Source organism: Streptomyces sp. NPDC044033 (assembly GCF_056434425.1).
Map to the genome: position 1 here is coordinate 1 of NZ_JBWKFF010000066.1, position 2,262 is coordinate 2,262.

The 2,262-nt window shown below is 66.0% G+C and carries 1 protein-coding gene; it reads left to right on the forward strand.

Annotated elements, in window-relative coordinates; all coding sequences use genetic code 11:
- Nucleotides 1-768: 768 nt before the first annotated feature.
- Complete coding sequence (locus tag AC07AB_RS40170) at nt 769-1,170, forward strand: hypothetical protein (RefSeq protein WP_478577672.1); 402 nt, start codon at nt 769-771, stop codon at nt 1,168-1,170.
- Nucleotides 1,171-2,262: the final 1,092 nt, after the last annotated feature.

Genomic DNA, 2,262 nt, shown 5'->3' on the forward strand with positions numbered 1-2,262 from the left:
ACTCCCACTCAGCATCCGAAAGTTGAGGTCGAGACACCCCACCGTTGTACCCCAAGACCCCCGACCCTCCCAGACCGGGGACCCCACGAGATCACCACTCCACACAGGCCCTAGAAGAACAGCCCGGAGACCCGCAGCGAGCCGCCGCACTAAGCAGAACCCTGACTGACCGAGCCCACGCCGACCCAGAGTTCGCAGCAGCATTCGGCGCCTGGGGCCAACAGGCACGTCAAGCAGTTCCCGCATCTCTTTGCGAACGTTGCAGCAGCCCTCGAACGCCGAACGGTCCAGTGCAGATTTTCAACTCGCACGTGACCGTTCATCATCACAGTCATTAAGCCGGGCGGAAGGAAGCCCTCACCGTCACGGACCGGTAGCATCACGCACCTCATCCCCCACGAGGGATAACAACTGGTGCGTTTGCTAGATCGTTGTGCGCTCCGCATTCATCGCCCCTACGAGGGGCCCCCAACCACACAGCCTTCCGGCATCCCTCTACGAGGAGCAGAGCAAGCAGAGAATATGTGACCTTGGTGTTGGGCGGGGCCCGAAGCGCTCTGCCCTGTCGACGGCCGGCCATGCCCAGGCGGCCACGACATCGGCCAGAACGTCGGCTGGGAGGCCGGGCCTCCGCAGACGCAGGCCGAACGAACACCCTCACTGCTGTCCGTGATGTCGCCTCTGAGAGACTGATTCCGCCTGCCTGGCTGATCGCTCGGGGGAAATGTGATGCGCTGGAAAGCCGTGGTCGTGGCTTGTTCACTGGTTGTGGCTACGTCCGCGACGTCGGCCGGATGCGCCCGATTCTCTTCCTGCGGGCCCGAAGGGGCCTGGCCCAAGGGACTGACTGAGCAGGACCTGGTCGGTCACTACACCGGCTCGCCCTCCGGAGAGCTGGAGTTGAAGGCGGACGGGACGACGCGAGCCGCCGACTGGCCGGAGTACGACACCTTCGGCGACCTCCAGCCTGACCGGCAAGGGCCCCAGCAGGGCACCTGGCGAGTCCGGCCCGGCTCGCACACCACACCGTATGGAAACCTCGCCAAGGATGACCTGGCGCTACCGGGCGGGAATTTCGCCGTCGCGGGCAGCCGCGAGAACCCCCACTTGTACAGGACTGCCGGCGACCCCGACAGCTGCCAGTTCCACGAATTCAAACGCATCAAGTAGCAGCACCGCTCCTTGAACACGATCGCGTCGATCACCTGGCGGCGACCCCGCCACCCCCGATCGGACCATTCTCCCAGCAGTCGCCGCAACGCTGGGACTCGAACAGCCAAGGAAGCCGGGCGCGGCCACCGGCGACGTCGCGGCAGCGGCCAGAGTGACCGGACGAGCTCAGCCCACGACAGGCTCCAGTCCGCGCCCCGCCGACCGGCAACCCGAGCATTCCTACGCTGGTCTCACGACGGACCAGCTCATCGACCGCGTCGTGCGATGCCGCCGCACAGGCCGCACCAACGACCCGGACCTGCACGTCGTTCGCGTCGAACTGCGCCGAGACTACGGCCATGACGCCTGCCCGTTCGCCGCGCCCCTTGAGCGCCTCGCCTACGCAACACACGGCCCCCCTGTTTCAGGAAGGCTTCCTTGCCGTACGCCGCCAGGGTCGCGGCGACGCCCTGCAGCGTCACGTCGCGCTCCGCGAAGAGCTTGAACTGCTACTCGCTCAGCAGTCCGTCGAGGTCGTCGTCGCCGATGCCTCGGAGAACGCGTACCGTGCGGTGCCCGATCTCAGTGGGAGTTCGAAGGAGTCGCCGTCGAACTGGAACGATCACGACATGCCCTGGGCCCCATACACTGGGCGCGGGCCATGCTGACATCAAATCCAGATATGTACCGACCTTTGGGGGAAAAGGTAAAAGGGGCCGCCACCCGCGTCGGGAGGGGCACGAGGCAGCACTCTGACCAATCCCGAGCTGCGAGCCGAGACGTTGGTACCCCTCGTAGGGGCGATGAAGACGCCGGCGGGGCGGTCTCCTCACGCGCCCGTCATCCGGTTGGTACCCCTCGTAGGGGCGATGAGGGCCCCAGGGTAAAGCCGCAGGCCAGGGCTATTGCGCCGGGCGCCTGTGCTGTCGGTTTTTCAGCGGACCTCCGGTCGTGGGTTTCGTCCCGGCGTGGCGCTGAAATATCTGGGCCCAGACGCAGCGGACTCGCTCCTTCCCTCAGGGGTTCGACGGTCACTGCTGACTGTAGAGCCCGCCTCTGACACGACCCGGTGGTCGCACGCGGTTTGAACGGCGACGACACCTTCGTGCC